21 protein-coding genes and 1 pseudogene are annotated in these 25,176 nt (G+C 56.4%); 12 read left to right on the top strand and 10 right to left on the bottom strand.

The window, feature by feature from the left end; genetic code table 11:
* Positions 1 to 28: 28 nt before the first annotated feature.
* The 7 genes from ACMXYH_RS23265 to ACMXYH_RS23235 form a co-directional block, all read right to left on the bottom strand.
* On the bottom strand, positions 29 to 445 hold the full coding sequence (locus ACMXYH_RS23265) for a GtrA family protein (protein ID WP_140679891.1): 417 nt from the start codon (positions 443 to 445) through the stop codon (positions 29 to 31).
* Positions 442 to 1,731 carry an NAD(P)/FAD-dependent oxidoreductase gene (locus tag ACMXYH_RS23260; protein ID WP_415765096.1) on the bottom strand — a complete coding sequence of 430 codons (1,290 nt, stop codon included), beginning with the start codon at positions 1,729 to 1,731 and terminating at the stop codon, positions 442 to 444. Before ACMXYH_RS23260 ends, ACMXYH_RS23265 begins: the two co-directional genes overlap by 4 nt.
* A complete protein-coding gene (locus ACMXYH_RS23255) occupies positions 1,731 to 2,660 on the bottom strand; it encodes an NAD-dependent epimerase/dehydratase family protein (RefSeq protein WP_095130239.1) in 930 nt (309 codons plus the stop codon). The genes ACMXYH_RS23260 and ACMXYH_RS23255 overlap by 1 nt, the downstream gene beginning before the upstream one ends.
* Positions 2,657 to 4,279, bottom strand: a complete 1,623-nt coding sequence (locus tag ACMXYH_RS23250) for a hypothetical protein (protein WP_415765095.1) — start codon at positions 4,277 to 4,279, stop codon at positions 2,657 to 2,659. Before ACMXYH_RS23250 ends, ACMXYH_RS23255 begins: the two co-directional genes overlap by 4 nt.
* 62 nt (positions 4,280 to 4,341) lie before the next feature.
* Complete coding sequence (locus tag ACMXYH_RS23245; protein WP_415765094.1) at positions 4,342 to 5,082, bottom strand: SDR family oxidoreductase; 741 nt, start codon at positions 5,080 to 5,082, stop codon at positions 4,342 to 4,344.
* A complete protein-coding gene (locus ACMXYH_RS23240; protein WP_415765093.1) occupies positions 5,079 to 6,395 on the bottom strand; it encodes an FAD-binding oxidoreductase in 1,317 nt (438 codons plus the stop codon). Before ACMXYH_RS23240 ends, ACMXYH_RS23245 begins: the two co-directional genes overlap by 4 nt.
* Positions 6,392 to 7,813 (bottom strand): UbiA family prenyltransferase, encoded by a 1,422-nt coding sequence (locus ACMXYH_RS23235; RefSeq protein ID WP_415765092.1) that lies wholly within the window; start codon positions 7,811 to 7,813, stop codon positions 6,392 to 6,394. The genes ACMXYH_RS23240 and ACMXYH_RS23235 overlap by 4 nt, the downstream gene beginning before the upstream one ends.
* A gap of 236 nt (positions 7,814 to 8,049) precedes the next feature.
* Between ACMXYH_RS23235 and ACMXYH_RS23230 the strand changes: the two are divergent.
* From ACMXYH_RS23230 to fabF, 4 genes and pseudogenes are all read left to right on the top strand, one after another.
* Positions 8,050 to 9,702, top strand: a pseudogene (locus tag ACMXYH_RS23230) (polysaccharide biosynthesis protein); the annotation flags it as partial.
* A gap of 112 nt (positions 9,703 to 9,814) precedes the next feature.
* A complete protein-coding gene (locus tag ACMXYH_RS23225) occupies positions 9,815 to 10,150 on the top strand; it encodes a ComEA family DNA-binding protein (RefSeq protein WP_415765091.1) in 336 nt (111 codons plus the stop codon).
* 205 nt (positions 10,151 to 10,355) lie between these two features.
* Positions 10,356 to 11,150 carry an SDR family NAD(P)-dependent oxidoreductase gene (locus ACMXYH_RS23220; protein ID WP_415765090.1) on the top strand — a complete coding sequence of 265 codons (795 nt, stop codon included), beginning with the start codon at positions 10,356 to 10,358 and terminating at the stop codon, positions 11,148 to 11,150.
* 32 nt (positions 11,151 to 11,182) lie between these two features.
* Positions 11,183 to 12,457, top strand: a complete 1,275-nt coding sequence (gene fabF / locus ACMXYH_RS23215) for a beta-ketoacyl-ACP synthase II (protein WP_415765089.1) — start codon at positions 11,183 to 11,185, stop codon at positions 12,455 to 12,457.
* Here fabF and ACMXYH_RS23210 read toward each other — a convergent pair.
* Positions 12,454 to 13,011 (bottom strand): TetR/AcrR family transcriptional regulator, encoded by a 558-nt coding sequence (locus tag ACMXYH_RS23210; RefSeq protein ID WP_283190321.1) that lies wholly within the window; start codon positions 13,009 to 13,011, stop codon positions 12,454 to 12,456. The two genes, fabF and ACMXYH_RS23210, sit on opposite strands and share 4 nt — an antisense overlap.
* A gap of 176 nt (positions 13,012 to 13,187) precedes the next feature.
* Here ACMXYH_RS23210 and ACMXYH_RS23205 point away from each other — a divergent pair, with 176 nt between their 5' ends.
* Positions 13,188 to 13,841: a GntR family transcriptional regulator gene (locus ACMXYH_RS23205; protein WP_415765088.1), complete on the top strand. Its 654-nt coding sequence runs from the start codon at positions 13,188 to 13,190 to the stop codon at positions 13,839 to 13,841.
* Positions 13,842 to 13,856: 15 nt separating this feature from the next.
* Positions 13,857 to 14,705 carry an urea carboxylase-associated family protein gene (locus ACMXYH_RS23200; RefSeq protein WP_415765087.1) on the top strand — a complete coding sequence of 283 codons (849 nt, stop codon included), beginning with the start codon at positions 13,857 to 13,859 and terminating at the stop codon, positions 14,703 to 14,705.
* Positions 14,706 to 14,881: 176 nt separating this feature from the next.
* On the opposite strand, the gene ACMXYH_RS23195 is transcribed toward ACMXYH_RS23200, so the two are convergent.
* Both ACMXYH_RS23195 and eat read right to left on the bottom strand, forming a co-directional pair.
* Positions 14,882 to 15,049: a DUF2897 family protein gene (locus tag ACMXYH_RS23195; protein WP_010461642.1), complete on the bottom strand. Its 168-nt coding sequence runs from the start codon at positions 15,047 to 15,049 to the stop codon at positions 14,882 to 14,884.
* 222 nt (positions 15,050 to 15,271) lie between these two features.
* The gene (eat, locus tag ACMXYH_RS23190; protein ID WP_415765086.1) at positions 15,272 to 16,636 is read right to left on the bottom strand and encodes an ethanolamine permease; all 1,365 of its coding nucleotides are present in this window, start codon (positions 16,634 to 16,636) and stop codon (positions 15,272 to 15,274) included.
* Positions 16,637 to 17,050: 414 nt separating this feature from the next.
* Between eat and kdpF the strand changes: the two genes are divergently transcribed.
* The 6 genes from kdpF to ACMXYH_RS23160 all read left to right on the top strand — a co-directional run bounded on the left by kdpF (position 17,051) and on the right by ACMXYH_RS23160 (position 25,168).
* Positions 17,051 to 17,140, top strand: a complete 90-nt coding sequence (kdpF, locus tag ACMXYH_RS23185) for a K(+)-transporting ATPase subunit F (RefSeq protein WP_007899818.1) — start codon at positions 17,051 to 17,053, stop codon at positions 17,138 to 17,140.
* Between the two features lie 8 nt (positions 17,141 to 17,148).
* Positions 17,149 to 18,843, top strand: coding sequence for a potassium-transporting ATPase subunit KdpA (gene kdpA, locus ACMXYH_RS23180; RefSeq protein WP_415765085.1), 1,695 nt, complete (start codon positions 17,149 to 17,151; stop codon positions 18,841 to 18,843).
* Positions 18,844 to 18,853: 10 nt separating this feature from the next.
* Positions 18,854 to 20,911 carry a potassium-transporting ATPase subunit KdpB gene (gene kdpB / locus ACMXYH_RS23175; protein ID WP_415765083.1) on the top strand — a complete coding sequence of 686 codons (2,058 nt, stop codon included), beginning with the start codon at positions 18,854 to 18,856 and terminating at the stop codon, positions 20,909 to 20,911.
* A gap of 156 nt (positions 20,912 to 21,067) precedes the next feature.
* Entirely contained in the window at positions 21,068 to 21,613 is a 546-nt protein-coding gene (gene kdpC, locus ACMXYH_RS23170) for a potassium-transporting ATPase subunit KdpC (RefSeq protein ID WP_129442509.1), read from the top strand.
* A 142-nt stretch (positions 21,614 to 21,755) separates the two neighbouring features.
* A complete protein-coding gene (locus ACMXYH_RS23165; RefSeq protein ID WP_415765082.1) occupies positions 21,756 to 24,401 on the top strand; it encodes a DUF4118 domain-containing protein in 2,646 nt (881 codons plus the stop codon).
* A gap of 68 nt (positions 24,402 to 24,469) precedes the next feature.
* A complete protein-coding gene (locus ACMXYH_RS23160) occupies positions 24,470 to 25,168 on the top strand; it encodes a response regulator (RefSeq protein WP_415765081.1) in 699 nt (232 codons plus the stop codon).
* The last annotated feature ends 8 nt before the right edge of the window (positions 25,169 to 25,176 follow it).

Below are 25,176 nucleotides of genomic sequence, written 5' to 3'. Positions count from 1 at the left end.
GCGCGGCCTGAGCCGCCGCGCACACGTTTTATCGACTTCCCGGAATATCTCTAAACGCGAATATTTTATAGAAAAGGAAAGTTGTGATAGTCGGCAGCGTAACCGCTATTGCGTGGGCAATTGATTCAGTATAGGCGTGGTAGCCGAGTGCCTGCAGGCCCTCATTTATTTTTATCGCGGAAAACCAAACAATCGGAAATGACAGCAGGTTCATAAAAACAAAGCCTTTTGCTTGCTCGATGACTGACTTTTCCGATTTTTTGAAAATGAACATCCGATTTAACGAAAATGCTGTTGCCATTCCCACTACGTAGGCAAGCACGATTGCCCATGAGAACGGCATCCAGAGACTGAATATTATTCGCGAAAGCCAATTCAGGAATGCGGCGAACCCGCCGGCTGCCGCAAAACCTACAAACTGCTTAGTGAATAGATACCTGATCATTGGCTCGCCTGTTTCGCTAATTTTCTGCCAAAACCGATACTTTCCGAAATACCTCGATCCTCAGGATAGTAGTAGGAGGTGTCGGCAACCCATAACCCTTTAACGGGCAGCGATACAGAGGGAAGCTTGTCCAGATATTCCGGGTCGCAGATCGGCTGAGCATAGCGGTAACGGCTGGCGTGTAATTCAACGATGTCTTCAGCTTGTAACTCTGGATTTATTTTCTTCAAGTAATGGCGAACCTTTTCGAAAAAGGTTTCGTCCGAGTCTTGAAACTTAGGGTGCTCGCCGGGTAGGTAGAAAGGAATGTAAACGATGTGTTGATCCAGCGGTCTCAAGTTGCTGTATTCCACTAACCCGGGAATGTCCATCTCCGGGTCGTTGGTGTTGAGCCAAAAATTTTCGGTCAGCGGCTTTTTTAACTTGACGATTACGCAAACGACAGCGATATTTTTCAGTGATTTAAAGCGGTTCTGAACGTCTTCAGGCAAGTCCGGTATCAATTTTGGTACGTAGGGCAACGGTACGGTACTGATTACCTTATCGAACTTCAAAAACTCCCCTGCCACGTTCAAGCCCTGAATCATACCGTTTTCAATGACGACTCGTTCGACTGGGGATTTCAGTTTAATCTCACCGCCGTGTGCTTCGATACTGGCTTTCAATGCATCAAGAAGCGTCTGAGAGCCACCCTCAAGATAACCAAGTTTTTCCTTGAACAAGCTGTAACGCGATCTTCCGATACGGCGGATTCGACTCCAGATCCAGGCAGCGGATAAATTGTCGCTGTACTCATAGAATTTGTAATCAAACAAGCGGCGCCAAAGTACTTCCCAAGCTTCAGCCCCCACCCATTTTCGAATCCAACCGGTGGCTTCGACAGAGTTCAAAGGCTTCCAGTCATTACGTTTGGTGCACAGGAATGCAAACAGTCCGTAGCGGAATTTGGCCTGAAAACTGAGCCCTTTAAACTTCAGCAGTGCTGCCGGATTTCCCCAGGACTGCAGCCGGTCTTGGTACCAGTAACCCATTTTTGTTTCAACCCAGCGCATTTTTTCAGCCAGGTCAAGTTCGTCCAGAATGGTCAGAAAATCGCTGTCAGAGATGCAATGGAAATGATAATAGCGTTCTATGGTCAGACCCGAAAAATCGAAAGACGCAGTCATCCCCCCGATACGATCGTCCGCTTCGAACAAAATAGGAGTGTGCCCGTCTTTGGCCAGTTGATAAGCAACTGCCAATCCCATTGGTCCTGCGCCTAATACGGCGATTCGCTGTCCCATCATTAAAATTCCAGCACAATATTGCTATAGGTTGGATGATTAAATGTTTCGTCTATGGCGATGGCAAAGGGGGTGTAGGGAACCCCAAAGATTGAAGGCCAGTCGATGACTTCAAACTCATCTTTTGTACTCAGGGCCGCTAACTGTTGCGTTGTAAAGGGCGGGTTTTTATCAAAGAGTGCCCACATCCAAAGCAAGGCATAAAAAAGTGTATAGGGTATTTTCACGATTTTTGTTTTCGAGTGAGTCACTCGTTTTATTTCGCGGATGATATCAATGTAATCAATTTTTTCATGTCCGGAAATATTGAAAATACCTTGTTTTTTTTGCTGCTCGATACAACTGATAATGATGTTGGAGAAATCACCGGCGTAAAGAGGCTGGCGCATAAACTTACCGTCGCCGGGGATTGGGTACACTGGCGTTTTTTTCATGAAGCGGGCAAGCCAGCCGAGGTGCTTGCGGTCAAACCAGCCATACATAAGGGTTGGTCGAAGAATCGGGCAGGAAATATTGCTGGCTAATACCAACTCCTCTTGTTCACGCTTTGTTTGCGTATAGAAGTCGTCGGCTTTAGATTCCAGTACAGACGAGCTAATGTGAACAAGGTGCATGTTCGGATTGGCCTTTATCAAGTCCAGTATTAGGCGTGTTGAAATCACATTGTTTTGTACGAATTCTTGATAGATATTGCCACCGATTTGAGCTTGTAGCATGACGACCACTGCCGAGCCAACAAAGTGTTCGCTCCAACTACCTTTTTTTGAAAGGTCCGCATACTCAATAGTCAGTTCTGGGTGAACAGACTTTAATATGGCGAGGTTCGTTCGGTGTTTGTCGAGCACCACGATGTCAGTGTATCCGCGGCTTTTTAAACGTGCCACCAAATTTTGCCCGACCAAACCTGCTCCGCCTGGAAGAATTATTTTCATTTTGGCTCTCCATTTAAGCCCAGCATACTTAAGTTGGATCTTCGTTTCAGGCAGTAATTGATGCAGCTAGAAAAACCAAAACTGAGAAAGATACTTACTATGGGCAACAGTGCAAGCATTTCCTTGGATCGAACAGTCAGTAGCATCAACGAAGAACTAACCAGTAATGCTGTAGACAAGACTAACAAGCTTGCCTGGAAGGCTTTTCTGATGTTTTGTGTTTTAGATATAGCGATACATGAGACGAACGCCAGCAAGGCATAGACCCAAGGTGGCGGAGTCAGAAAATTCATCCAACCAAAAAACGCCATGCCTTGGTGTTGTGCTTTCTCGGCAGGATTCCAGTACAGCAAGTGTTGAGGTATACGGCCCGGAGGGGGGGTCAGTTTAACGCTGCCATCTGCTTGAATATTGTCACCAATAAGCAGATCCAAGCTATTTGATTTTAAAGGTGTGAGTTGGAATGGTTTTTCGATGAAAAAAGCTAACCACCCCGTGATTAATTTCGCGATGTAGGCGGCGGGTATCGCCAGCACCGATTCTTTATACACGGCTATACCTAGGGCGTCTGTTTGCGGAAGCCCGATATAGTAATAACCGGGAATGGCCGAAACATGAATATTAAATGTTTCAGGCAGGGGATGCTTGGTCGTGAAATCAATCAACTCCGAGCGCGATGCGTTCATCAGATAATTATATTGTGCGAGGTAGGGGGCTCTTACTTCTTTTGGTGCGCCCCAATCAACGTCTTGATAGGCTGCAGCCCTGAAATATTCCGGTGGTAAAATTGCGCCAAGGGCCCGCCACCTCAAACTGTTGATTCCCAGCTTGTTTGGTTCCTGAGTGATGTAGTTGTTTGGTATTGCGTCAATTAGAACCCAAGCATGATCGTAACTCAGTTGCCGTGAATTGGTCGTCGGGTAGTGAAAGGTTTCGACAAATACAAATATAATTGTGGTGCTCGCCGATAGGGTGACGATGGCTGTCGCGATTTTCCAAGTCCAGTCCTTGCTGTCAAAAATTACTAACATCGCAATGACAGGGGCGATTACCAAGGAATTGAACTTTACAAGGTAGGCAACCGTAAGAATAACTGCGGACAGTATATACAAAATTATTTTTGCATCATTTTTTACATCGAACGCCCAGAGAGCGGTCAGCAGTGCGATGGCAAGAAAGTCTCCTTGTAGCCAGTCCGGTCCGATGGAATTGACCCCGCCCATGAAAAACAGACTGCCACCCCACGCTAGGCACATAAGTGTGGCTGAGATTTTACCAAATACTTTATTGCACATGAATGTGCTAATTGCGATGGCGAACAAGTGGACGTAAAAATGAATGTGCTGTAAGTGTCGCAACCATTTAAAATTATAGATGTCTACTCCGTTGGGTACGCCAGCAAAATCCAGTGCGAAGCGTGCGGCCAAAGTATATCCACTGGCGTGGATAAGATTGGATACACTGGAGAAAATCATCTGAGCATAATTTGGATAGTCAAAGGCAGCAATATTGATAGGGTACGTCTTCAGGTAGTACAGGTTCAACAGAATGACAATGACTAGGGCAATTAGTAATAAATGCCTTTGAAGCAGATTGCCTAGGGTATTTAAAGCTGACATTGAAGAGCCCTGTTATCGATGAAGCTGGATGTATACAGTTTTATCACTTGCAGTAAATCTGACTATAGATTTATCCGCTTGAATATAAAGTTTGGTAAATGTTTGATAATAAGCATTATCAGTGCCCAGAATGTTGGGGTGTACAGCGTGTTGGTTTTATTTTGCACCGCTTTGACAATGCTAAGTGCTACCTTTTCAGGTTGTGCTATCAGCAGGGGAGGCAGTTTGAGCCCCTTGGTCATAGGTGTTTGAACAAAACCGGGTTTGATGGTAGTCACCGAAACGCCGACTTTGAATAGTCTTGCGCGCAAACCCTCGCAGAATGTGGAAACGGCAGCTTTTGCTGTGCCGTATAAATAGTTGGAGGGTCGGCCCCTGTCGCCAGCTACCGAAGAAATGACCGCCAATGAGCCATGTCTTTGAATTTCAAATTGATTGCCCAGCAACGTGAGTAACGCGATGACAGAAATAGCGTTGTTGGACAGCTCTTGCAGCGCTAGATTAACGTCGTTTTCACACGCTTTTTGATCAGGCAGTGTGCCATGGGCAATGAGTGCGATATCAATCTGTTTCAGCGTGGTCAAACAGTTTTTCATCATCACTGAGTGTGCCGCGATATCAGTGGCGTCCAGACGGTAAGAACTCACTGCTGTTGCGCCATGAACTTTCAGGTCGTTGGAAACCTGTTCAAGTTTTTCGGTATTACGTCCTACCAGAAAAAACTCAGCGCCGTCTTTTGCCCAGAGCCGGGCGCACGCTGCGGCGATGGCGGACGTAGCGCCAATTATTAGTATTCGCTTCATGACGTTACTCTTTTCCAAAATCGGGATTTGAGGGCTGGGTCGCGTAATGCTTCCACTTTTTCCCACGCAGGATAGAAGCTTCTAAAATGTTCACCACTCATATGAGCGTCTTTGGCTGGATAGAGCCTGCCCCCTGACTCCGCGACGATGATATCAAGTCGGCGAAACAAACCTGACTCCAGTCCAGCGTGTTGTGAAAAGTCGAGTGCCAAAGAAGTGCCGGGCATTGGAAAAGACAGCAATCCTGGAGAAGGCATTTCCCCGCAGCGTTTCAAGACGGCCAGAAATGAGCCTTGACCTGCTTTCGCGATGGCGCTGAGCAGTTCATGGACTGTCGCTTCTGCATGCGTATCGGGTATGACGCACTGGAATTGCTGGAATCCTTTGGAGCCATAAATTCGGTTCCAGTTAAGAATTCCGTCCAAGGGATAGAAGAAGGGCTCGTAGTGAACATTTTTACGCGTTCTTTCAGCGGGCTGTGCGTGCCAGTACATGTTGTTAAAACACTTTAGCGTGTGTGGGGTGATCGGAGATATAAATGGCGCAAAGGGGACGTTGAGTTTTGATTTTTTGGTGAGCGTCAGCTCGCCATAGGGTGCATGGTCGCCCGCAATGAAAACGCCTCTCCCAACATCACTTCCTTTCGCCAGGCAATCAATCCAGGCGACGCTGTATTCGTGTTGATGATCAAGCTCTTCCGACAATAAAAAGAACTCTTTCAGGTTGCTGAAACGCACTTTTGTACTGTCGATAGCACTGGAATTTATAGAGATCAAGTTGATTTCGCCCCACGTGATGATACCCGTGAGGCCAAGCCCGCCGATGGTTGCCGAATACAACTTGGGATTTTCATATGAGGAGCAAACCAGTGCACCCTTATCGCTTCGCAGTAGCCCGAAACGCGTGACATGGTTACCGAAAGTGCCACGTCGGTGGTGGTTTTTGCCATGGACATCATTGGCAATGGCACCGCCAACCGTCACGAATTGAGTGCCGGGAGTAACGGGCAGGAACCAGCCGTTGGGGATGGCAATATCCAGAATCTGCGCCAGTGTTACCCCAGCTTCAACGATAATGCGGCCTGTCTGCCAGTCAGCCTTTATGAATCGATCCATCAAGCGTGTTTGAATCACCTGATCACTGGTCGCCAAGCAACTGTCGCCATAACTACGGCCATTTCCGTATGGTAAGGTTTCTTCGTAAGTGTCCCGCAAGCTTGTCAGAACGCCCTGTAGTTCGGATCTCCAGCTGCATGGCGTGGCTGTCTGTGCATGTTTTGGATATCGGCCCCATGAGTAAAGATCTGAAGTCATGCTGCTGCCCAAAAAACAACACAAAATAATGCGCCGACTATTAGACTGACCCGGTCACGAATTGCGAATACAACGGGGTCCTCATGGATTAGACCCCGGTGTGTCAGCATCCAGACACGTGTGATCCAAAATAGCAGCAGGGGACACGCCAGCCAGATGATCTGGGGGCTTGAGTAGAGAGCGATGGTCGCCTGGTCATGTATGTAGAGCGCCAGCACCATCACGGCGAGGTATCCGGAGGATGCCCCTAAAGAAGAAATCATTTCGAGGTCACCGGGGTAATAACCGCGCCCCCGGGTTTTCTCTTTTTTTCCTTTTACTCTGGCATCACGCAGCTCTGCGTAGCGTTTGACCAGTGCCAAGCTTAAAAACATAAACATCGAGAAAGCCAGCATCCAAAAGGTTAGCTGAAGCTGGAACGCTGCCGCACCGGCTATGATCCTCAATGTATACAGAGCTGCAAGGGCAATGACGTCAATAGACATGCGGCGCTTTAGATCAAGTGAGTAGACAAGTGTCAGTGCGTAATACGCCAGTAGCACTGCCGAGAACTGCCAGGGTAGAAATAACGCGGCGCCGGCGAAGGCAGCACACAACAAGAGCGGGAACGCCACAATTCCGGTTATGATCGACAGGTCACCAGAGGCAAAGGCTCTACATTTTCTTGAATGATGATGGCGATCATCCGCCAAATCCAGAAGGTCATTCAGAATGTAAACACTGGATGCACACAATCCGAATAACAGGAACGCAAGTATTCCCTGCCGAACCATCATTGGATTCATTACTTGGTGCGCCGCAAGAAGTGGGACGAAAATCAGGGCGTTCTTCATCCATTGGTGGATCCTGATTGCAGAAACCCAGCTTTTTAAAGGTACTACACTCGACAGAAGCGTTTGTTTAACGTTGCCCATCGCTTGTGCTTTACGCAAAACGCCTCGTTCAGGCTCAACCACATAAGCATGTCTTGCTGCCGACCATACCGGGATGTCGTCATGAGAATTACCTACATAGTCGAACCCGGACTCGCCAAAGTGTTCAATCAATAAATCCCGCTTGGACTCTGCTGTCAGATTGCGTTCTTCATTGGTCGCCAGTACAAGATCAAAAAGTTGCAGGTACTCTGCAATTTTCTCGGCCAGAGTGTAATGGCTGGCGGTGGCAAGTACGATGAGTCGATTTTCGTTTTTTGCAATTTTTATCAACTCCAGCACGGCTGGGTTGTAAGGTAAAACATTAACATCTATATCGGTTGCAGAAGCCAGTTGCGACTTCAGCACAGTTTTACCTTGCGCCAGCCAGCCTACCGTTTTATAGAGCTGAAATGGATGGCGACGGATAAATGCCATGCCGGTTTCTACTAATAGGTCCGAACGCAACAACGTTCCGTCGAGGTCAACCACGAGGGGGAGGGTCACAAGAACTGTCCTTGAATGCTGGACTAACAAATCAGTTTGTTAGGTCGATGGAGGCCGCTGGAGGCGATATAGTTGCTCCTGTGATGGCTAGCCAACCATCCACACTGAGTTTTGCGGGGCACGTTACCATAGAGAGGGCTTGTCGTCATGGATCCAGTGCCAATGAGACGCACCCGGATAGACCTTATGGCATAACCATAGACGGTGAGTATTTTTCATTGCAGAGTCCTTTATTCCGCTCAATAGTCTTTAACTACTGGTGGCTAAGCCTTGTCATCATCGGCGGTCTGCGCCTGTGCATGCGTCAATATTTCATGGGCGACTGGTTCACCGCCGCGCAGCATGTACCGTTCGCCAACCGGGATGATGGCCTCACCAAAGTCGCCATCTACGGTGCAGGCGTAGCCGGCAATCAGCTGGTTGCAGCACTTCGCATGGGCCGAGTCTTGCGTCCCGTGGCTTTTATCGATGATGATCCGAGCATCGCGGATCGTTCGATTACCGGGTTGCAAGTCTACAAACCCAAACACATCCAACAGATGATAGACGTAACCGGCGCTCAGGAAATCCTCCTGGCACTACCGTCATCAACCCGCGCACGACGTCAGGAAATTCTCACTATTCTGGAGCGTTTTCCGCTTCACATCTGAAGCGTACCCAACTTCACCGATCTAGCCAGTGGCCGGGTAAAGGTCGAAGACATCCAGGAAGTGGATATCGCCGACCTTCTGGGACGCGATTCGGTGCCTGCACAACCGGATTTGCTCGAGCGCTGTATCAAAGGCAAGACAGTGATGGTCACAGGCGCTGGCGGATCGATCGGCGCAGAGCGTTGCCGGCAGATCTTCTCGCTTGGCCCAACGACGCTTCTGTTGTTCGAACACAGCGAATTCAATCTATACAGCATCCTCTCGGAACTGGAGCCGCGCGCTTGTCGTAAGTCGGTTTCGGTCAAATTGTTGCCAATTCTCGGTTCCATCCGCCACCAGGACAAACTTCTGGATGTGATGAAGACCTGGGGTGTGGACACCGTCTACCACGCTGCCGCTTATAAACACGTCCCGATGGTCGAGCGCAACATTGCCGAAGGCGTGCTGAACAACGTCATTGGCACGCTCAACACCGCTCAGGCTGTGTTGCAGTCGGGTGTGTCCAACTTTGTGCTGATCTCCACCGATAAGGCCGTACGTCCCACTAATATCATGGGCAGCACCAAGCGTTTGGCCGAGTTGACCCTTCAAGCCCTCAGTCGTGAAATTGCCCCGGTGTTGTTCGGCGATAATGCCAATGTGTCTCGGGTCAACAAGACCCGTTTCACCATGGTGCGCTTTGGCAATGTGTTGGGTTCTTCCGGTTCAGTGATCCCGCTGTTCCACTGCCAGATCAAATCGGGTGGCCCGTTGACGGTCACGCACCCGAAAATCACTCGCTATTTCATGACTATCCCTGAGGCCGCGCAACTGGTGATCCAGGCGGGTTCCATGGGGCAGGGCGGTGATGTGTTTGTCCTGGACATGGGCGAGCCGGTGAAGATTGTCGAGCTGGCGGAGAAGATGATTCACCTGTCGGGCTTGAGTGTGCGTTCGGAGAAAAATCTGCAAGGCGACATCTCCATCGAATTCACCGGGCTGCGTCCCGGTGAAAAGCTTTACGAGGAGTTGCTGATCGGCGACAACGTGGCAGCGACGCAACATCCGATGATCATGACGGCCAACGAAGATCATCTGCCCTGGGATGTGCTCAAGGGCCGTTTGAGGGAGTTGCTGATTGCCGTTGATCATGACGATTACGCTCGCGTCCGCCAGATCCTGCGCGAAACCGTCAGCGGCTACACCCCTGATGGCGATATCGTTGACTGGATCTACCAGCAACGTCGCCTCGAACCCTGATTGTTTCACATCCTGTAACGGACACATTTTTGACAGGCTCCAGACATCGCCTAAGTTTGGGAGGCAGCTTCGGAAAAGCTGCTTTCTCAATCGATGTCATGGAGCGTCATTTATGCGTACTGGCTATTTCTACTCTCTGGTTTTTGCCCTGCTCACCAGCGCCTCTATTGCTGCCATTGCTGTGCCGGCGGTAAAACCCGAGGCTGGCAATGCACCCCTGGTGCTGGAAGTTTCTCCCAAGGCACAGTCCGGCAAGGTCGATCTGAATCAGGCCGATGCGCCAACCCTTCAGCGCGAGTTGTCCGGTGTAGGCGAGGCCAAGGCCAAGGCGATTGTTACTTATCGTGAGAGTAATGGGCCGTTTGCGTCCGTGGACGAATTGCTCGAAGTGAAGGGAATCGGTAAAGCGATTCTGGATAAGAATCGCGAGAAGCTTGAGGTGAACTAAGCTTATACGTCAGCGCCAGGGGCCGGTCATTGATCGGCCTTTTTGCTTTCTGGGGAACGCTGTAATGGTGCGCCTTTCGTCGATATGAGAAAAATTACGGCTATCATATACAGCTAAGATTATGCCTATAATAAACTGGTTTCCGCCAAGCGTTCTGAGCCTCAGGCGCTTGTCTTTCCCTTAGGCATCTCCCAGGAGCACAGTCATGAACTCTGTCCAGTCTCAAGGTACGGCCCTCGTCACCGGTGCTTCTTCCGGTATCGGTGCGATTTACGCCGAGCGGTTGGCGGCGCGTGGTTTTGATCTGTTATTGGTTGCCCGTGATCAAGAGCGGCTGGACGCTGCGGCGAGCAAGTTGCGCGCCGAGCATGGCGTTCAGGTCGAGGTGCTCAAGGCGGATCTGACGCAAAAGGATGAGGTGCTGAAGCTTGAACAGCGTCTTCGCAGTGATTCGAGTATCAGCCTGTTACTGAACAACGCCGGGGTTGCAACGGATGGTTTGTTGGCCAATGCCGACATGGATCAGCTGGAGCGTTTGATTCAACTGAACGTGACAACGGTCACGCGGTTGGCTTCGGCAGCGGCCGCCAGTTTTGCCAAGGCGGGTCGGGGAACGATCATCAATATCGGGTCAGTGGTGGCGTTGTTTCCCGAGCGCTTCAACGCGGCTTACAGCGCCAGCAAGGCTTATGTGTTAAGTCTGACGCAGTCGTTGAACGCTGAACTGGATGGCACAGGGGTCAAGGTCCAGGCCGTGTTGCCAGGCGTAACACGCACCGAAATCTGGGAGCGCTCCGGTATCGACGCGACCCAGATTCCGGCGGATATGGTCATGGAAGCCGATGAAATGGTCGATGCCGCGTTGTCGGGTCTGGACCAGGGTGAGTTGATCACCATTCCTTCGTTGCCGGATGCGGCCGACTGGGATGCCTTCATTGCGGCGCGTCATGTAATGGCGCCGAATCTTTCCAAAAGTAAGGCCGCCGCGCGTTACACGTGAGGCGTCATGAATCGGCTTGAGGTATTTGCGGTATGAGTGATCGTCGAGTGGTTGTAACGGGCATGGGCCTGGTGTCGCCATTGGGTTCTGGCGTCGAAGCCGTCTGGTCGCGTCTGTTGGCCGGACGTTCCGGGTTGCGCAATTTGCCGGATGAGGTGGTTGCCGATTTGCCGGCCAAGGTCGGGGGTGCAGTGCCGACGCTGGCTGACGATCCCGAGGCGGGTTTTGACCCGGACCGGGCGACGGCGCCCAAAGAGCAGAAGAAGATGGACCGCTTTATTCTGTTCGCCATGGAAGCGGCGCGTCAGGCGCTGGAACAGGCCGGTTGGCAAGCGGCGGACGCCAATGCCCAGGAGCGTACGGCAACCATTATCGGTTCCGGCGTGGGTGGTTTCGGTGCGATAGCGGATGCGGTGCGCACCACGGACAGCCGTGGGCCGCGACGCCTGTCGCCGTTCACCATTCCTTCATTTCTGGTCAACCTCGCCGCGGGTCATGTGTCGATCCAGCACGGTTTCAAGGGTCCGTTGGGTGCTCCGGTGACAGCTTGCGCGGCCGGGGTGCAGGCGATTGGTGATGCGGCGCGACTGATCCGTTGCGGCGAAGCGGACATTGCCGTGTGCGGCGGCGCGGAGGCGGCGATCGATCGGGTCAGTCTTGCCGGGTTCGCGGCGGCGCGTGCCTTGTCCAGCGGTTTCAACGAAACCCCGGAGCGTGCTTCCCGGCCGTTCGATAGTGATCGCGACGGCTTTGTGATGGGCGAGGGCGCTGGCCTTCTGGTGATTGAATCCCTGGAGCATGCCCTGGCCCGCGGCGCTCAACCGCTGGCGGAATTGGTCGGTTACGGCACCAGTGCCGATGCCTATCACCTGACGGCGGGTCCCGAGGATGGCAGCGGTGCGCGACGGGCGATGTCGCTGGCATTGGCCCAGGCAGGCATTTCGGCGGCGCAGGTGCAGCATCTCAATGCTCACGCAACCTCGACCCCCGTCGGGGACTTGGGAGAGTTGGCGGCCATCAAGGCGTTGTTCGGCACGGATAACAAAATCGCCGTGACATCGACCAAATCGGCCACCGGGCATTTGCTCGGTGCAGCGGGCGGTATCGAGGCGATCTTCACGTTGTTGGCGATTCGCGATCAGGTCGTGCCGGCTACCCTCAACTTCGATAACCCGGATCCCGCCGCCCAAGGCGTGGACATCGTCCACGGTCAGGCGCGGCCGATGGCTATCGAATACGCGCTGTCCAACGGCTTCGGGTTTGGTGGGGTGAATGCCAGCGTGCTGTTCAAGCGCTGGGAGGGTTAGTCCCGGGACTGTTTGAGATAGGCGCGAGTCACGTCGAGAATCCGCTGAGCCAGCTCGGGATTCTCGACACTGCGTGACAGCAGTAAAGCCCCGACCAGTGTCGACATGATGACGATGCTTTGGTCGGCGGCGTCCTCGTCTTCAAGAGTGCCTTGCACTTGTTCGAGCCGTGCGTTGAGCACCACGTCAGTGGTCGGGCTTTGCTGCCCGCGCAGGCCGAGTTCCGATGACATGGTCGGCAACGGGCAGCCTTCATCGGGTGAGGTCTGGTGCCATTCGGACAAATAGGCGTCGATGAACGCTTCCAGCGGACGATCTTGAGCGAAGAGCTCGGCGCAAATCACATCGACCTGCTCGCCCGCGGCTTGCAAAGCCTTTTCCACCAGTTCGTCCTTGGACTTGAAATGCGAGTAGAAACCACCGTGAGTCAGGCCCAGTGCTTTCATCAGCGGTTGCAGACCTGTCGCGCCAATGCCATCGCGGCGAAAGCGCGCTGACGCTTCCTTGATGATGCGTTGGTGGGTCTGGGCTTTATGGTCCTGCGAGTAACGCATCGGGTATCTCCGCAACAATGCGCCATATTAACCAATGAAAATGGGATGGTGATTGTACTTCTACTTCTAAAAAGCATGCAGATGAGTCCAACTCCGTCCTGCTGTTTAGAATGATCTGGCACGAATAGTGATTACTCATTAACTTACGATTGTTGAACAATCACGAGGCAATGAGTATGAACAGCGGACTGTCCCTGGCCGACCACATCACACTTGAGTTGCGCGCCGACATCATTGGCGGCCGGTTGCTGCCCGGCATGGCGTTGGTGGAAAACGATCTGGTGTCTGCCTACAACGCCTCCCGCAATACTATTCGCGAGGCATTGCATCGCTTGGGGCAGGAAGGTCTGACCCGTTATGTGCGCAACAAAGGCGTGATGGTGCGCAGGCTTGGGGTCGAGGACGTGCGGGATCTGTTCAAGGTCAGGCGCACCCTGGAGCTGCAGGCCATCAGCGCAAGTCAGCCGCTGCGCGACTATCAATCCGACCGGATGCTCGAAGCCCTGGAAGCCACCGAGTTTGCCCGGGAGCGCGAAGACTGGCGCGCCGTCGGCACCCACAGCCTGGCCTTTCATCAACACATCGTCGGATTGCTGCGCAGTCCACTGTTCGACGAGTTCTTCACCAACGTCGTCGCGCAATTGCGCCTGGTGTTCTGCACCGCCCCCGATGAATCACGTTTTCAGGCGCCCTGGCTGGCGCGCGACCGGCAGATTCATGAGTTGTTGGCCGAGGGCGACAAACGCGCGGCCGAAGACGCCATGAGCCTGTATCTCGACGATTCCGAACACCTCCTGTTGCAAATGCTTGCTCCAGTTTCCCATCACTGATCGAGGATTCGTGCCATGTACAAAGACTATCCGGCGGCCTATCAAGTCAGCAAAGGTTCCGCCTTGCAGGTGGACAAAGCCTTCTACGAACGGATCCGCGACAAGAAGGACGGGCGCACGCTGATCGAGGCATTCGAGGTGCCAATCCGCACCGGCCGCGCCTGGAAAGTGCCGGCCGGGCATGTGTTTCGCGTGACCACACCCGTCGGGCCGCAAGTCGGGGATTTCAACGTCTGGAATGCCAACGATCCACGGGAGCGTTTGTGGGCGGCACGGACCCGGCAGTTACAGGGCGCACACGTCAGCACCCATGACCGGCTCTGGTCGAACCTGCCTTTTCTGCGGCCGCTGGTGACCATCACCGATGACAGCCTGGCCGGTTACGGGATCGACGAACATGGCGGTCGCTTGCACGATTTGCTCGGCACCCGTTGCGACCCTTATGTGAACAAAATGCTCACCGGCGAAGACTTTCACCATCACTGCCACTCGAACCTTACCCGCGCAGTGCTGCCTCATGGCCTGACCGAATTCGACGTGCATGACGTGCTGAACATTTTTCAGTGCACGGGCCTGAACCACGACGACATGTATTTCATGAAAGCCTGTCCGGCGCAGAAGGGCGATTACCTGGAGTTTTTTGCCGAAATCGATCTGCTGTGTGCGCTCTCGACCTGCCCGGGCGGCGATCTGTCGCTGGCCATGTGGGGGCCGAATGCGCAGGACCCACTAAGCGTGTGTCGCCCGCTCGGGGTGGAGATTTATCGGTTGGAGGATTCGTTGCTTGAGGGCTGGAGCCAGCCTGAACGCGCGGCATACAAAGGGCTGCATGGCCTGCACATCGCCAAGGCCGATTGGGAATAACCGAAAAACACACCTACCTGTAGCAGCTGGCGAAGCCTGCGTTCGGCTGCGAAGCAGTCGTAAATTCGATGCACGCGGTCTAACTGACATACCGCGTTCACTGATTTTACGACTGCTGCGCAGCCGAACGCAGGCTTCGCCAGCTGCTACAGGTGAGCCGTCTGGCGATGTTTGTTTTAGCGGTCCTGCGCATCCTTGGCGTCCGCTTCCGCGTTGCGTTCAGCGACGCGTTTGCGTTGCTCCTCGGTCAGTTCGACCTTGTTGGCGGTGTCACGCAACATCATCAAACCACCAACGATCGAGCCGATTGCAACGACCAGAATCAACCAGGCATACCAGGGCATAGGGCTCTCCTTGAGGGCAGGCCGATTGGCGGGTTTCGCCAACCGATCGTGCATACCACTTTGAGCGATTAATTTTCGCAGTGGTTCCATTCTATGCCTGTTACATCTTGCACATACCCCGTAGGAGCTGCCGAAGGCTGCGATCTTTTGATTTTGGCGTCATTACGAGCACTAAAAATCAAAAGATCGCAGCCTTCGGCAGCTCCTACGCGGATCGCGTCTTTATAAGCCGGTGAGCATCGCGTCCGCCGGCGCATCCGCGCGCAACTGCGCCGTGAGCATGAAGTACACGAACCCCACCGCCATGAAGCCCAGGAAAATCACCCCGATCAACGTGTTGAACCAGGCCATTGCCACCAGGCAGACCACCGCCAGTACCAGCGCAATGAACGGCACCAACGGATAGCACGGCGCGCGAAAGGTGCGCTCCAGATTCGGTTCGGTTTTGCGCAGTTTGAACAGGCTGAGCATGCTCATGATGTACATCACGATCGCCCCGAAGACCGCCATCGTGATCATCGCCGCCGTCAGCGTCATGCCGCCCAGGTAGATCAAACCATCGCTATAAATCGCGGCAATGCCGATCACGCCCCCGGCGATGATTGCCCGGTGCGGGGTCTGAAAGCGCGACAACTTGGCCAGAGACGTCGGCAGGTAACCGGCCCGGGCGAGGGCGAAGAACTGCCGCGAGTAGCCGAGGATGATTCCGTGGAAACTCGCCACCAGGCCGAACAGGCCAATCCACACCAGCATGTGCAACCAGCCCGAACTTTCGCCAACCACGGTTTTCATCGCTTGCGGCAGCGGGTCGTTGATGTTCGACAAGGTGCGCCAGTCACCGACGCCGCCGGCAAAGAACATCACACCCATTGCCAGCAATACCAACGTCAGAATGCCGCTGATGTAGGCCTTCGGAATGGTGCGTTTCGGATCCTTGGCTTCTTCGGCGGCCATGGCGGCGCCTTCGATGGCCAGGAAAAACCAGATGGCGAAGGGAATCGCCGCGAACATCCCGGCAATCGCCGGCGCGCCGAACACATCGGAACCGGCCCAGCCGTTCAGCGCGAAGTTACTGAAGCTGAACGCCGGGGCGACCACGCCCATGAACACCAACAGTTCGGCCACTGCGAGAACGCAGACCACCAATTCGAAGGTTGCGGCCAGTTTCACCCCGAGGATGTTCAGGCCCATGAACACGATGTAGGCACCGACCGCTGCGTGTTTTGGGTCGAGTGCGGGGAATTGCACGTTGAGGTAGGCACCGATGGCCAAGGCAATGGCCGGCGGGGCGAAGACAAATTCAATCAGTGTCGCCAGCCCCGCGATCAATCCGCCTTTCTCGCCAAAGGCGCGGCGGCTGTAGGCAAAGGGACCACCAGCGTGAGGAATCGCGGTGGTCAGCTCGGTGAAACTGAAGATGAAGCAGGTGTACATGGTTGCGACCATGAAGGACGTCACCAGAAAACCGAGTGTGCCCGCCACGCCCCAGCCGTAACTCCAGCCGAAGTATTCACCGGAAATCACCAGCCCGACCGCAATGCCCCACAGGTGCAGCGTGCCCAGCGTGGGTTTGAGTTGTGTGTTCATGCGTTGCTCCCTGAACGGTTTGGAAAGCTCGGGGGAGGACGTTTGCAGTGGGCGTGCCAGTGTTGTGATGGCGGTCGTAAAGTGCAGAAAGGCGTCGTATCGGGGATGTTTGCCCCCGAATGACTGTTTTTTGTGCGCCAGTTGGGGGCAATGGTGTCTGTTATGCCGCCATCGCGAGCAAGCTCGCTCCCACAATGGACAGCGTCGTCACGACCAACGCATTCCAAATGTGGGAGCGAGCTTGCTCGCGATGAGGCCAGTCCAGACGCCACAAAACCAAGCTGTAACGAAGCCATAAACCCACTCTTTACGCTTTCTTTATGCACAGCCAACACCCTCGATCTCGTTCCTTTACAGCCTTCCTTCCGACAATGACTCCACACGCGGCAATACGCCGTAACACGGAGAACTTCCATGAGCGTTCTGGACGGGGTGTCACTGCTACTGGCAGTGGGGCTGTTCATTTATCTGTTGGTTGCGCTGTTGCGCGCGGACCGGAACTAGGAGCGGCTATGCACAGTTATGACTATTGGCTGATCCTCGCCTTCTTCGCCCTGGTGCTGATCCCGGCACCGTTTCTGGGGCGCTTCTATTACAAGGTGATGGAAGGCCAGCGCACCTGGCTGACACCGATCCTCGGCCCGGTAGAGCGTGGATGTTATCGGGTGGCCGGCGTTGATCCGCAGGCCGAACAGAGCTGGCAGAAATACACCCTGGCCTTGCTCGCCTTCAACCTCGCTGGCTTTTTGCTGTTGTTCGCGATCCTGCTGTTTCAGGATTACTTGCCGCTGAACCCGCAAAACCTGCCGGGTCAGGAGTGGACGCAAGCGTTCAATACTGCCGTCAGCTTCATGACCAATACCAACTGGCAGTCCTACAGCGGCGAAGCGACCCTGAGCTACCTGAGTCAGATGGTCGGCCTCACCGTGCAAAACTTCGTCAGCGCCGCCACCGGCCTCGCCGTGTTGGTAGCCCTGTGTCGCGGGATCGGCCGCAAGTCGAGCAAGACCCTCGGCAACTTCTGGGTCGACATGACCCGCGCTACCCTCTACGGCTTGCTGCCGTTGTGCCTGCTGCTGGCGCTGTATCTGGTCTGGCAGGGCGTGCCGCAAACCTTCGCGCACTACGTGAATGCGGTGACGATGCAAGGCGTCGATCAGGTGATCCCGCTGGGCCCGGCTGCTAGTCAGATTGCGATCAAGCAACTGGGCACCAACGGTGGTGGCTTCTTCGGCGTCAACTCGGCGCACCCGTTCGAGAACCCGACGGCGTGGAGCAACCTGTTCGAAGTCGGCTCGATCATTCTGATCCCGGTGGCGCTGGTGTTCACCTTCGGCCACTACGTGAAAGACCTGCGTCAGAGCCGCGCGATCATTGCCTGCATGCTGGCGCTGTTCCTGATCGGCGGCGCGACGTCGCTGTGGGCTGAATACCAGCCGAACCCGACCCTGAACAATGTCGCCGTCGAACAGACCGCGCCGCTGGAAGGCAAGGAAGCACGCTTCGGCACGACCGCCACGGTGCTGTGGTCGGTGACCACCACGGCGGCGTCCAACGGTTCGGTCAACGGCATGCACGACAGCCTCAACCCGCTGAGCGGGATGGTCGCGATGGTCAACATGATGGTCGGCGAAGTGATCTTCGGCGGCGTCGGTGCCGGGCTCTACGGCATGTTGCTGAACGTGTTGATCGCGGTGTTCCTCGCCGGCCTGATGATCGGCCGCACCCCGGAATACCTTGGCAAGAAACTCCAGGCCAAAGAAGTGCAACTGTTGGTGGTGACCTTGCTGGTGATGCCGGTCGGTGTGCTGGTACTCGGCGCGATTGCCGCCAGCCTGCCAGGCCCGGTCGCGGCGGTGAGCAACCCCGGTCCTCACGGTTTCAGTCAGTTGCTTTATGCCTACACCTCGGCCAGTGCGAACAACGGTTCGGCGTTCGCTGGATTTGGGGCGAACACAGCGTTCCACAACCTGATGCTGGGCCTTGGCATGTTGATCGGTCGCTTCGGTTACATCCTTCCGGTACTGGCTCTGGCCGGTAGCCTGGCGATGAAGAAAACCGCACCGATCGGCCAGAACAGCTTCCCGACTCACGGCCCGCTGTTCGTGACCTTGCTGACCGTGACCATTTTGCTGGTGGGTGGTTTGACCTTCCTGCCGACATTGGCGCTGGGTCCAATCGCTGAACATCTGAGCCTGGGCTTCTAAGGAGTTAATGATGAATATGCCCGCAACTAAAGCCGCTGCCGTCAAGGCGCCGGAACAACCGAAAACCGCGATCTCGGCCCTCTGGCGTCCGGCGCTGGTGCAAGCCTTCGTCAAGCTCGACCCACGACAATTGCAGCGTGCGCCGGTGATGCTGGTGGTCGAACTGACCGCGATCCTGACCACCGTGCTGTGCTTCATTCCCGACAGCAGCGTGCCGACTTTTGTCGCCGCGCAAATCGCCTTGTGGTTGTGGTTCACCGTGCTGTTTGCCAACTTCGCCGAAGCACTGGCCGAAGGTCGCGGCAAGGCCCGCGCCGACAGCCTCAAGGCCGGTAGCGAAGGCCTGAGTGCCCGGCGCAAAACCAGCAACGACGCCTTTCAGGTTGTGCCGGCCACCAGCCTGCGCAAGGGCGATGTGGTCCGCGTTGAAGCGGGGGAAATGATCCCCGGTGACGGCGAGGTGATCGAAGGTATCGCAGCGGTCAACGAAGCGGCGATTACCGGTGAATCCGCGCCGGTGATTCGCGAATCCGGCGGCGACCGTTCGGCCGTTACCGGCAACACCCGACTGGTGTCCGACTGGCTGCTGGTGCGCATCACCGCCAACCCGGGCGAGTCGACACTCGATCGCATGATCGCTTTGGTCGAAGGCGCCAAACGCCAGAAAACCCCGAACGAAGTGGCGCTCGACATCCTGCTGATCGGCCTGACCCTGATCTTCCTGTTGGTGGTCGTCACCCTGCAACCGTTCGCCCACTTCGCCAACGGCAGCCTGCCGCTGGTGTTCCTGGTGGCGTTATTGGTCACGCTGATTCCGACCACCATTGGCGGTCTGTTATCGGCCATCGGTATCGCCGGGATGGACCGTCTGGTGCGCCTGAATGTGATCGCCAAATCCGGTCGCGCCGTGGAAGCGGCGGGGGACGTGCACGTCCTGCTGCTGGACAAGACCGGCACCATCACCTTCGGTAACCGTCGTTGCACCGCGGTTTACGCAGCACCTGGCGTCACCGCCAAGGAACTCGCCGAGGGTGCATTGTTCGCCTCGCTGGCCGATGACACGGCTGAAGGTAAATCCATCGTCGAGTACCTGCGCAGCACTCAGCCACAACCTGAGCCTGCCACCGAGTTGCTCACCGCCGTACCGTTCAGCGCCGAGACGCGTCTGTCTGGTGTCGACTATCAAGGCCGCGTGTATCGCAAAGGCGCGGTGGATTCGTTGCTGGCGTTCGTCGACCTGAAACGCGCCGATCTGGCCGCGCCTCTGTCCCGGGAAATCGACAAGATCGCCCAGAGCGGCGGCACCCCGTTGCTGGTCTGCGTCGACGGTAAATTACTCGGCGCGATCCACCTCAAAGACGTGGTCAAACCCGGCATCCGCGAGCGTTTTGCCGAGCTGCGCAAACTGGGCATCCGCACCGTCATGGTGACTGGCGACAACCCGCTGACCGCTGCGGCGATTGCGGCCGAGGCGGGCGTCGATGACGTGCTGGCCGAAGCCACGCCGGAGAAAAAACTGGCGCGCATTCGTCATGAACAGAACGACGGTCGCCTGGTCGCCATGTGCGGCGACGGCGCCAACGACGCCCCGGCCCTGGCCCAGGCGGACGTGGGCATGGCGATGAACGACGGGACGCAAGCGGCGCGCGAAGCTGCGAACATGGTCGACCTCGACAGCGATCCGACCAAGCTGTTGGACGTGGTGCAGATCGGCAAGGAATTGCTGGTGACCCGCGGTGCGCTGACGACGTTTTCCATCGCCAACGACGTGGCCAAATACTTCGCGATCCTGCCGGCGCTGTTCGCCTCAATTTATCCGCAACTGGGCGTTCTCAACGTCATGCACCTGAGCAGTCCGCAGAGCGCGATTCTCTCGGCGATCGTGTTCAACGCCTTGATCATTGTGGTGCTGATTCCGCTGGCATTGCGCGGTGTGCGCGTGCAGGCGGCGAGTGCGGCGGCGTTGCTGCGACGCAATCTGTTGATCTATGGATTGGGCGGGATTGTGGTGCCGTTTGTGGGGATCAAGGCGATCGACATGCTGTTGACCGCATTGCATCTGGTTTGACCCTGGCGCGGTGTGCCAGGCACACCGCCTTCGCGAGCAAGCCCGCTCCCACAGGGGAATGCGTTTCAAATGTGGGAGCGGGCTTGCTCGCGAAAAACACGACACGGCTCACCTGACTGAACGCTGCACTTGTTCACTGATTTCGAGGATTCTGAAATGTCTACAATGATACGTCCGGCCCTGAGCCTGCTCGTCCTGATGACCCTGATCACCGGCGTCGCCTATCCACTGGTGGTCACCGGTGTCGCCCAGGTCGCATTCCCCGATCAAGCCAATGGCAGCCTGGTCCACGACGCCGATGGCAAGGTCCGCGGCTCCTCACTGATCGCGCAGGATTTCGTCGGTGACGCCTGGTTCCATCCTCGGCCATCGGCCGGTGCATTTGCTACCGTGTCGAGCAGTGCCAGCAACCTCTCGCCGAGCAACCCGGCCCTGGCTACTCGGGTGATCGACGATGCCAACAAGCTGCTGGTGCCGGGCCAGGGTCCGGTGCCATTGGCAATGGTCACCACCTCCGGCAGCGGCCTCGATCCACACTTGCCACCGGCCGCGATTGCCTATCAACTGGCGCGTGTTGCGGCAGCGCGCAATTTGCCGGTGTCTACGCTTCAGCAGTTGATGGATGCGCATATCGAGCAGCCATTGGTGGGGCCGCCGGTGGTGAACGTGTTGGCGCTGAACATGGCGCTGGAAAGCCTGTAGAACGGTGGTGGCGCCATTCGCGAGCAAGCCCGCTCCCACACTGGATCTGCGTAACACTGAAGATCAAATGTGGGAGCGGGCTTGCTCGCGAAGGCGGCTGAACAATCACTACATCAACATCTGAAAAAAGAGAGCTTCAAGCATGAGTGACTCCGGCCGCGCCGATGCGCTGTTAGCAGACCTGCCCCGCGATGGCCGTGGCCGGCTCAAGGTTTTTCTCGGCGCCGCACCCGGTGTCGGCAAGACCTACGCCATGCTCCAGGCAGCCCACACCCAACTGCGTCAGGGCGTGAAAGTCATTGCCGGCGTGGTCGAAACCCACGGCCGCGCCGAGACCGAAGCGCTGCTCGGCGGCTTGCCGCAGCAGCCGTTGGTGCGTTCGGAATACCGTGGCGTCATGCTCGAAGAAATGGACCTCGACGGTTTGCTCAGCGCTAAACCGAAACTGGTGCTGGTGGACGAACTGGCGCACAGCAACGCCCCCGGCAGTCGCCACACCAAGCGCTGGCAAGACATTCAGGAACTGCTCGCTGCAGGCATTGACGTATTCACCACGGTCAACGTCCAGCACCTGGAAAGTCTTAACGACAAAGTGCGTGGCATCACCGGCGTGCAGGTTCGCGAAACCCTGCCGGACTGGGTGCTGCAAGAAGCCTATGAACTGCTGCTGATCGACCTGCCGCCGCGCGAGCTGCTTGAGCGTCTACGCGATGGCAAGGTCTACGTGCCGGAGCAGGCGAGGGCGGCCATCGACGCCTTTTTCACCCAGACTAACCTCACGGCCCTGCGGGAACTGGCGATGCAAACCGCCGCCGCTCAGGTCGATGATGATTTGGCCCAGGGCTATCGCCAGCTGGGCCAAGCGGCGCCGGCGATACGCGGTCGCCTGTTGGTCGGCGTCGATGGCGATGCACAGGCCGAGCGTCTGGTGCGTCACGCCAGCCGCGTCGCCCAGCGTCGGCATTTGCCGTGGAGCCTGGTGCATGTGGACAACGGCAGCGTGCGTGACGAGCAGTCACGGCTGCGTCTGCAAAGTGCCCAGCAATTGGCCGAACGCCTCGGCGGCGAAGTGGTGCTGTTGCGCGCCGGGGAAGTGGCAAAAACCTTGATCCAGCACGCCGCCGAACGCCGCGCGAGTCTGGTGTTGGTCGGTCAGTCCCGGCAGCGTTTGCGTCGACGGTTGTTCGGCGGCGGTCTGGCGTCACGTTTGCTGCGCGATGCGCGCGGGCTGGAAATCAACGTCCTCGACAGCGATCACGAACAGCATCAGCCGCGTCAGCGTTCGGCGCAGGCACTGGTGTGGTTCGACTACGCGCTGGCGCTGGTGGCGACGGTGCTCGCCAGTGCCTTGGCCTGGGCGGTGGCGAGTGTCTTGCCGCTACCGAATATTTCGCTGGTGTTCCTCGCCGCGGTGTTGCTGGTGGCGGTGCGCAGCAGCCTTGGCCCGGCGCTGGCCTGTGCGGCGCTGTCGTTTCTGACCTATGACTTTCTGTTTATTCCGCCGAATTTTTCTTTCCGCATCCAGCGCGAAGAAGACGTGCTGACCTTGCTGTTTTTCCTGCTGATGGCAGCGCTCACCGGTAACCTCGCGGCCCGGCAACGGCGGCAATTGCAGGCGCTGCGCGACACTCAGGAAGAGACCACCGAACTGCTCGACCTGTCGCGCAAACTCACCGCTGCCACCGACCGCCAGGCGGTGGTCAGCGCCGCGGCCCAGCACCTCGATGGCTGGAGTGATCTGCAACTCTGCCTGCTCAATCAAGACGGGCAGGGCGGCTGGAAAGTCGAAACCGGTGGCCCGCTGGAATTTTCCGAAGCCGAGCGCGCTGCTGCCGATTGGGCCTGGCAACACGATCAACCGGCGGGCGCGGGCACCGGCACGCTGCCGTTCGGACGTTGGTGGTGGTGGCCGTTGTCGGTGGAAGACGGGCCGCTGGCATTGCTCGGTGTGTGTGCCAAAGAGGGCCAGACCTTGAGTGGTCAGCGTCGGCGTTTGTTGACTGCGCTGAGCCAACCGCTGGCTCAGGCGCTGGCGCGTGCGCAATTGGCCGAAGACCTGGAAGCCGCCCGGCTGCACGGCGAAACCGAGCAACTGCGCAGTGCCTTGCTGGCCTCGGTGTCCCATGATTTGCGCACGCCGCTGACCTCCATGCGCGGCAGCATCGACAGCCTGTTGGCCCTCGGTGAAGCAATCCCGCTGGAGGATCGCCGCGAACTGCTCGAAGGCACTCGCGATGAAGCCGAGCGCCTCGATCGCTACATTCAGAACCTGCTGGACATGACCCGCCTCGGGCACGGCGCCCTGAAGCTGGCGCGGGACTGGGTGTCGCCGGCCGACATCGTCGGCAGTTCGCTCAATCGTCTGCGCGCCGTGCTGGCGCCGTTGCAAGTGGCCACCGAAGTGCCGCCGGAGTTGCCGCTGCTTTACGTCCACGCCGCGCTGATCGAACAGGCGCTGGTCAATGTGCTGGAAAACGCCGCGCGGTTTTCACCGTCTCACGGTCGCCTGCAATTGCGCGCCGGAGCCGACGACAGCGAGCTGTTTTTTTCGGTGAGCGATGAAGGGCCGGGGATTCCGCAGGAAGAGCGGGCAAAGATTTTCGACATGTTCTACACCGCGGCGCGCGGTGATCGTGGCGGGCAGGGGACCGGGCTGGGGCTGGCGATCTGTCAGGGCATGGTCGGTGCTCACGGCGGGCGGATCAGTGTCGCCGATGGCATCGAAGGGCGCGGCACTTGCATCACCTTGCACCTGCCATTGCAGGCTCAGCCGGCCTTTGAAAATTAAGAGCCGAAAGTGAAGCCTGATCGCGCTTGCGCTACTCTCTTGCCACTTCTTTGTGTTGATGTGAATTCATGAGCCAGACCGCGACCATTTTGGTCATCGACGACGAACCGCAGATCCGTAAATTCCTGCGCATCAGCCTCGCCTCCCAGGGCTACAAAGTGCTGGAGGCCGGCACCGGCACCGAGGGCCTGGCCCAGGCTGCCCTGAATAAACCGGACCTGCTGGTACTCGACCTCGGCCTGCCGGACATGGACGGCCAGCAAGTGCTGCGCGAGTTTCGCGAGTGGTCGACGGTGCCGGTGCTGGTGCTCTCGGTGCGCGCCAGTGAAGGGCAGAAAGTCGAAGCACTGGACGGCGGCGCCAACGACTACGTGACCAAACCGTTTGGCATTCAGGAGTTTCTTGCGCGGGTGCGTGCCTTGTTGCGTCAGGCGCCGGCGGGAGAAGCGCAACCCGCGGCGCTGACGTTCGGCCCGTTGACCGTCGACCTGGCTTATCGCCGGGTATTACTCGACGGCACCGAAGTCGCGCTGACCCGCAAGGAATACGCGGTGCTGGCGCAACTGGCGCGGCATCCGGGGCGGGTCATCACCCAGCAGCAACTGCTCAAGGACATCTGGGGGCCGACCCATACCGAGGACACTCACTATTTGCGGATTGTGGTCGGGCACCTGCGCCAGAAACTGGCGGATGATCCGACTCAGCCCAGATTCATCGTCACTGAGGCGGGGGTCGGGTATCGGCTTTTGAGTGAGGGCAGCCTTTAGGTATTTGT

Source organism: Pseudomonas frigoris (genome assembly GCF_047758635.1).
In the GTDB taxonomy this organism is placed as follows: domain Bacteria; phylum Pseudomonadota; class Gammaproteobacteria; order Pseudomonadales; family Pseudomonadaceae; genus Aquipseudomonas; species Aquipseudomonas frigoris.
Note: the sequence above shows the minus strand (reverse complement) of the source record. Positions and strands in the feature narration are given on the sequence as shown.

What these genes read in the sequence shown, in the direction of transcription:
- ACMXYH_RS23265 (WP_140679891.1), bottom strand. Translation starts at nt 445, where the DNA reads ATGATCAGGTATCTATTCACTAAGCAGTTTGTAGGTTTTGCGGCAGCC.
- ACMXYH_RS23260 (WP_415765096.1), bottom strand. Translation starts at nt 1,731, where the DNA reads ATGATGGGACAGCGAATCGCCGTATTAGGCGCAGGACCAATGGGATTG.
- ACMXYH_RS23255 (WP_095130239.1), bottom strand. Translation starts at nt 2,660, where the DNA reads ATGAAAATAATTCTTCCAGGCGGAGCAGGTTTGGTCGGGCAAAATTTG.
- ACMXYH_RS23250 (WP_415765095.1), bottom strand. Translation starts at nt 4,279, where the DNA reads ATGTCAGCTTTAAATACCCTAGGCAATCTGCTTCAAAGGCATTTATTA.
- ACMXYH_RS23245 (WP_415765094.1), bottom strand. Translation starts at nt 5,082, where the DNA reads ATGAAGCGAATACTAATAATTGGCGCTACGTCCGCCATCGCCGCAGCG.
- ACMXYH_RS23240 (WP_415765093.1), bottom strand. Translation starts at nt 6,395, where the DNA reads ATGACTTCAGATCTTTACTCATGGGGCCGATATCCAAAACATGCACAG.
- ACMXYH_RS23225 (WP_415765091.1), top strand. Translation starts at nt 9,815, where the DNA reads ATGCGTACTGGCTATTTCTACTCTCTGGTTTTTGCCCTGCTCACCAGC.
- ACMXYH_RS23220 (WP_415765090.1), top strand. Translation starts at nt 10,356, where the DNA reads ATGAACTCTGTCCAGTCTCAAGGTACGGCCCTCGTCACCGGTGCTTCT.
- fabF (WP_415765089.1), top strand. Translation starts at nt 11,183, where the DNA reads ATGAGTGATCGTCGAGTGGTTGTAACGGGCATGGGCCTGGTGTCGCCA.
- ACMXYH_RS23210 (WP_283190321.1), bottom strand. Translation starts at nt 13,011, where the DNA reads ATGCGTTACTCGCAGGACCATAAAGCCCAGACCCACCAACGCATCATC.
- ACMXYH_RS23205 (WP_415765088.1), top strand. Translation starts at nt 13,188, where the DNA reads ATGAACAGCGGACTGTCCCTGGCCGACCACATCACACTTGAGTTGCGC.
- ACMXYH_RS23200 (WP_415765087.1), top strand. Translation starts at nt 13,857, where the DNA reads ATGTACAAAGACTATCCGGCGGCCTATCAAGTCAGCAAAGGTTCCGCC.
- ACMXYH_RS23195 (WP_010461642.1), bottom strand. Translation starts at nt 15,049, where the DNA reads ATGCCCTGGTATGCCTGGTTGATTCTGGTCGTTGCAATCGGCTCGATC.
- eat (WP_415765086.1), bottom strand. Translation starts at nt 16,636, where the DNA reads ATGAACACACAACTCAAACCCACGCTGGGCACGCTGCACCTGTGGGGC.
- kdpF (WP_007899818.1), top strand. Translation starts at nt 17,051, where the DNA reads ATGAGCGTTCTGGACGGGGTGTCACTGCTACTGGCAGTGGGGCTGTTC.
- kdpA (WP_415765085.1), top strand. Translation starts at nt 17,149, where the DNA reads ATGCACAGTTATGACTATTGGCTGATCCTCGCCTTCTTCGCCCTGGTG.
- kdpB (WP_415765083.1), top strand. Translation starts at nt 18,854, where the DNA reads ATGAATATGCCCGCAACTAAAGCCGCTGCCGTCAAGGCGCCGGAACAA.
- kdpC (WP_129442509.1), top strand. Translation starts at nt 21,068, where the DNA reads ATGTCTACAATGATACGTCCGGCCCTGAGCCTGCTCGTCCTGATGACC.
- ACMXYH_RS23165 (WP_415765082.1), top strand. Translation starts at nt 21,756, where the DNA reads ATGAGTGACTCCGGCCGCGCCGATGCGCTGTTAGCAGACCTGCCCCGC.
- ACMXYH_RS23160 (WP_415765081.1), top strand. Translation starts at nt 24,470, where the DNA reads ATGAGCCAGACCGCGACCATTTTGGTCATCGACGACGAACCGCAGATC.